This window comes from Actinomyces sp. HMSC075C01 (genome assembly GCF_001812965.1).
GTDB lineage: Bacteria > Actinomycetota > Actinomycetes > Actinomycetales > Actinomycetaceae > Actinomyces > Actinomyces acetigenes.
The window spans coordinates 1-5,712 of the sequence record NZ_KV810913.1; the positions used below are offsets into that span (position 1 = coordinate 1).

At 68.7% G+C, this 5,712-nt stretch carries 3 protein-coding genes; 2 read left to right on the top strand and 1 reads right to left on the bottom strand.

All coding sequences use genetic code 11. The annotated features are described in order from the left end of the window. Nucleotides 1-571: 571 nt before the first annotated feature. On the top strand, nucleotides 572-889 hold the full coding sequence (locus HMPREF2883_RS00090) for a DUF4235 domain-containing protein (protein ID WP_070658065.1): 318 nt from the start codon (nucleotides 572-574) through the stop codon (nucleotides 887-889). 246 nt (nucleotides 890-1,135) lie between these two features. Here HMPREF2883_RS00090 and HMPREF2883_RS00095 read toward each other — a convergent pair whose 3' ends face one another. After that, nucleotides 1,136-2,494: a YbjN domain-containing protein gene (locus tag HMPREF2883_RS00095; protein ID WP_141758961.1), complete on the bottom strand. Its 1,359-nt coding sequence runs from the start codon at nucleotides 2,492-2,494 to the stop codon at nucleotides 1,136-1,138. Between the two features lie 555 nt (nucleotides 2,495-3,049). Between HMPREF2883_RS00095 and HMPREF2883_RS00100 the strand changes: the two genes are divergently transcribed. After that, the gene (locus HMPREF2883_RS00100; RefSeq protein WP_070658068.1) at nucleotides 3,050-5,641 is read left to right on the top strand and encodes a (Fe-S)-binding protein; all 2,592 of its coding nucleotides are present in this window, start codon (nucleotides 3,050-3,052) and stop codon (nucleotides 5,639-5,641) included. Nucleotides 5,642-5,712 lie beyond the last annotated feature (71 nt).

The following is a 5,712-nucleotide window of genomic DNA, read 5'->3' on the forward strand; positions in this document are numbered from 1 at the left end:
AACAAGCACTGTCCGAAAAACCCCCAGCAGTCCAAGTTACCAAGGCGCACCCACGAGCACAAGGTGCTTGCCGTCCATTTTTCTGGGAGCTTCTTAGGCTCATCCTTAAAAGTTCTAACAATTAGAATCGTTGACGTCACGTGGCCTCACTCTTACACCGCAGTTCTTCAGCCATTGCCTTGGGCCTCGTCGTCAGGGCTGCACACTCTCTGCGATGCCCCCACACCAGCATTCTCGGCAGCGCATTCCTCGAGACACACCGGTAGAGCAAGCTCCGACACTCCCCCGTGGAGCAAAGCCGGTACCGCCATCAGCCCCATCCAACCAACCGCCTGGCGCCACCCCACCTGCACACAGCAAGGCAACCACTCCACCATCGACACCAAGCCACCGCCTCACCGACTCACCCCACGACCACCCAGGCCCCGCAGTTGGCGCCACGCGGGCGGGACTGGCTGCGGCGTCGGCCCGGGTACGGCATGATCGGGACGGAACGGGCCGACTCCGTCGGCCCCACCACCAAGCACGCAGGTACCCACGACGCCGCCCGACCGGGACGCAAGGAGGACTCATGAGCGCACAGGACCCCGCCCAGACCGACCAGACCACCGACTTCATGTGGAAGGCGACCGCAGCCGTGGCCACGCTCGCCTCCGGGTTCGTGGCCGAGAAGGTCGTGGCGCTCGGATGGCGAGTGATCTCCGGCCGGCCCGCCCCGCGCGAGGAGGACCAGCTCCTCAACTACAAGCTGGCTGAGATCGTCACCTTCGCCATCATCTCCGGGGCCACCGTCACCCTGGTGCGTGAGCTCGGGCTGCGCCAGGCCGCCAAGTGGTACAGCGCCCGCCGCCCCGACTCCCCCTACGCGCTGCGCGCCATCAGCGCCTGAGGACTCCGTGCCGGCCCCATTGCGGGGTCGGCACACTATTTTGGTGGTCCCATGTCACAATTGGCGACTTTTCCAGACGGCACACCGTTCGCGAGAGACCTCCGCACACTCGGAACCACGGTGTCTGCGCAGGTCAGAGCCAGTTTTTGAGGATCCGGTCGAGCTCGCGGCCGATGGCCGCGCCTCGAAAAGTCGCCAATCGTGACACTTTCTCCTCTGTCGCGCCTCAGCCCCAGGCCCCCGTTCTCAGATGCCGACCTCACCGCGGAGGAACAAGCCAATGTCTTCGACCTCCGCCGCGGCTGCATCCACCATCGCGACGATCTGAGCCTTGGAGACCCCCGCGCCCAGGCACCACGAGGCACGGGCGATGATGTCACCACCGGTATCGGACCGGGCCTTCAGCACCGAGTCACCTGCCTGAGGAGGGGCCTGACCAGCGGTGGCTGCGTCACTGATCGCCTCACCCATTCGGTCAGCGAAGCCCGTGCGCACACCCATCACATGACTGACCACGTTCCAGTCATTGGCAGCCATCGACGCCAGCACCCGGTTCAACGGGGTCATCCCGCTCCAGCGCGCCGTCACAATGAGCTCCGTCCCCTCGACCCCGACCACCAACTCGCAGGCATCATCCCCGATCGGGATGATGACAGCATCGTCCTTCTCCAGGAAGTCGTAGTCGGGGTTCAGCGCTTCGACCACGAGCGGAAGAGTCAGCGCAGGCAGCCGAGAGGGAACACGACCAAGGCCCTTCAGTCCGAACAGGTCCGCGATGGCAGCCTCGGCCTGGCCGTCGTCGAGCATGTTCGGCTCGGCAAGCTCGTTGGGACCATCGGACTCGTCACCTTCGGCGTGATCCGGTTCGTCGCGTTCCGCCTTAAGAGCCTCGAGCATGGCCCGTCCCAGCGCCTCCTCACGGCTACCCAACATCTCAGGCTGCCCAAGGACCTTCTCCATCGTGGCAGCGAAGACGTCATGGATGCCCAACTCCACCGGGTCGAGGCCGTTGGCCTCGGCAATCCTGGAAGCCTGGGTCAGGAGCATGGAGGCACTGTCCATGTCATTATCGAGGAGCACCCGGGCCCGCTCGACCAGCTGGCTCACGGCCTCGGCAGGTTCCCCGCCCAGCTCGGTCAGCAACTCCTCCGGGCTGTCGGGTATCTGGATCCCGGCGTCCTTGGCGAAGTCGTCAAAGCGTGTCTGCGGGAAAGTCTCCTCCAGGAACTCCTCGAAGAACATGCACGCGTCAATGGCCTCGCGCAGGTAGTGGCCGAGCTGGTCGTCAGTCATCCCAGCCGACACCGGCAGTGTGGAGGCAGCGCACAACAGCACCGAGTCATCCTCCGGCGAGGGGACGACATAGGCCCTCAGCATGTCATCGTTGTCCGGACTGGCGTTCCAGGACTCGACGAGGATACACAGCGCCTCCAACATGTAAAACGGGGCCTTCGAATGCCATTGGATAGAGACGGTCAGGAGGTCGGGGAGCACCTGGAACCTCAGGGCACTGTTGTCGGTCAGGCCCACGAGCGCCCCATCCCAACTGACCATCACGGGGGCGTCGACACAGATCAGGATCTTCTTGACCCGGGAGAGGGTCACCTTCGTCGGTCTGGGGGCGGCAGGCTTACGGGGTGTGGTGGACTGGCGGGTCTTGGCAGTCGGCTTCTTGCGAGGGGACACAGTTGCTCCTGTCGCTGATGGTGGTCACAGGCCTGTTGCTGGCGCAGGACGGTGGGAACGGAGGTACGCGCCTCCTGGAGCCGTCGGCCCGCACGGTAATGGTCGTCTCTGAGACGTGCATGAATCGACATACCAGTTCCGCATGCCATTGTGTCACTCTGGGCGACTTTTCCAGCTGGCGCACCGTTCGCGAGGCGCCTCCACGCGCCGGGCGCTGCCGCATCTGCGCAAGTCAGAGCCGGTCTCCGGGGATCCGGTCGAGCTCGCGGCCGATGGCCGCGCCTCGAAAAGTCGCCAATCGTGACACTTTTTCCTCTGCCGCGCCTCACCTGCCTCTTCCAGCTCCCCGCCGACCCCCAGGTAGGCTGACGTAGAGCGCCAATGGTGTGCCGCGCAGGCGACCCTCCGGGGCGCCGCCGGCCGCCTCCCAGCGCTTCCGCCTTTGCCTTCAAAGACCTGAGGAAACCCGCCCCGATGAGTGCCGTGCAGATCGTCTGTGTCGTCATCGTCGTCATCGCTACGACGATCGGTATCGCAGTTTTCGCACGCGCCTGTTGCACTATTGGCGCCCGCATGGCCGTGGGCCGCGCAACCGCACCGGAGCGCCTGCGCCCGGTCGGCCGGCGCTTGGCGCTCACGCTGGGGGCGCTTGTGGGCCACACCGCCTTCAAGGGCCGCCCCTTCGTCAAGGCCGCCCACTGGCTGGTCATGGTCTCCTTCCCCCTGCTGTTCCTCACGCTCGTAGCCGGCTACGGGCAGGTGCTGGGCGGTCCCGACTTCGCGCTGCCGCTCATCGGGCACGCCGCCTGGTGGGCCTGGGTCGTCGAGCTCATCGCCTGGCTGTCCACCTTCGGGATCGTGGGACTGACAATCCTGCGCTGGCGCCTGACCCGGGCCGGCCGGGCCGCCCCGCCCTACGCCCCGGACTCCGAGGGCGGCAAGCATCCGCGCACCTCCCGCTTCGCCGGCTCGACGTCAGCCCAGGCGAAGTTCGTCGAGGCCACCATCATCGGCGTGGTCGCCTGCGTGCTGGCGCTGCGGATGCTGGAGCACGCCCACCTGGCCGCCTCCCCCGACCCGGCGCAGCGGGCCCTGGCCTCCTGGACGCACTTCCCGCTGACGGCCTGGACCGGCCCTCTGCTCGCCCCCGTGAGCGCCGGCGCCCTGGCCAACGCGATCCTCGTCGTCGCCACCATCAAGGTGGTGCTGTCGATGACCTGGTTCGTCGTCGTGGGCCTGCAGCCCTCGATGGGCGTGGCCTGGCACCGGTTCCTGGCGATCCTCAACGTCTACGCGCGCCGCGAGGTGGCCGGCTCCAAGGCCCTGGGCCCGCTCCAGCCGCTCATGGTCGGCGACGAGCCCCTGACCGAGGCCACCATGGATGCGCTGGAGGAGGCCATGGAGGCCGCCGACTCCGGCGAGGGCCCCGAGGTGCGCCTGGGCGTGGGCCGCATCGAGGACTTCACCTGGAAGGGCCTGCTGGACTTCTCCACCTGCACCGAGTGCGGCCGCTGCCAGGATCTGTGCCCGGCGTGGAACACCGGCAAGCCCCTGTCCCCCAAGCTGTTCGTCATGGCGCTGCGCGACCACCACGCGGCGGCCGCCCCCTACCTGCGGGCCGCCGGCGCCCTGGGGGTCGAGCCCGACGACGTCACCGAGGAGATGGTGGCCTCCCGCCCCACCTCCGGCGGGCTGGTCGGCAAGGCGCTGGGCGTGCACGACGGGCTGGCGCGCGAGACGAACCTGGGCCTGGAGCCGGGCACCGCCCACACCGGCGACGTGCTCGGCGCGCTGCTGGCAGCCAAGGCGGCCCCCACCGAGACGGGTGTGGCCACGCGGCCGGCGCCCCTGGCCGGGGAGGTCATCCCCGTCGACGTCCTGTGGGCCTGCACCACCTGCGGTGCCTGCGTGGACCAGTGCCCGGTGGACATCGAGCACGTCGACCACGTCGTCGACGTACGCCGCCAGCAGGTACTCATGGAGTCGGCCTTCCCCAAGGAGCTCGGCGGCATGTTCCGCAAGATGGAGTCCAAGGGGAACCCGTGGGGGCTGCCGGCGCGCAAGCGCCTGGACTGGGCCAAGAACCTGGACTTCGAGGTGCCGGTCATCGGCGACGACGTCGAGAGCGCCGCGGACGTCGACTACCTGTTCTGGGTGGGTTGCGCCGGCGCCTACGAGGACCGGGCCAAGAAGACGACGCGGGCGGTGGCCGAGCTGCTGCACACCGCGGGGGTGAGCTTCGCGGTCCTCGGCGACGCCGAGACCTGCACCGGCGACCCGGCCCGCCGCGCCGGCAACGAGATCCTCTACCAGATGCTCGCCGCGCAGAACGTGGAGACCCTGGGCGAGGTCGGGGCGCAGAGGATCGTGGTGACCTGCGCGCACTGCTTCAACACGATCTCGCGGGAGTACCCGCAGATCGGGGGCCGCTACGAGGTCGTCCACTACACCCAGCTGCTCAACCGGCTCGTGCGCGAAGGTCGGCTGCGCCCCGCGCCGCCGCAGGCCGCGGGTGGTTCGACGGCGCCCGACGCCCCATCCGCCTCCGCCGCCCCGGCCACGCCGGCACCCGCCACCGGGCAGGACGGCGACTCACCGGCCGGGGACGCCCCGACGTCGAGCGCCGAGGCCGCCGAGCCGCAGGCCGAGGCCCCGGCGGCGCCGTCGGGCGGGCAGGCCGCCGGCAAGGCGGCGGGCAAGCTGGTGATCCCGACGGTCACCTACCACGACGCCTGCTACCTGGGCCGCCACAACCAGGTCTACTCCCCGCCGCGCGAACTGCTGGAGGCGACCGGCGCGACCACGGTGGAGATGCCGCGCAGCCGCGAGCGGGGCTTCTGCTGCGGGGGCGGCGGGGCGCGCGCCTTCATGGAGGAGACCATCGGGACTCGCATTGCCGTGGAGCGCTCGCGCGAGGCCATCGGCACCGGCGCGCAGGTCATCGCCACGGCCTGCCCCTTCTGCACCACAATGCTCTCCGACGGCGTCGCCTCCGAGGGAGCCGACGTGCGGGTCACGGACGTGGCCACCCTCATGCTGGAGGCCGTGCGCCGCGGCGGGAAGTAGCCCACCCCGCCGAGCCGGGCATTTCTCGCGTAGCCCGACAGAATTTCTGTTGGGGGCCGCGAAAAATGCCC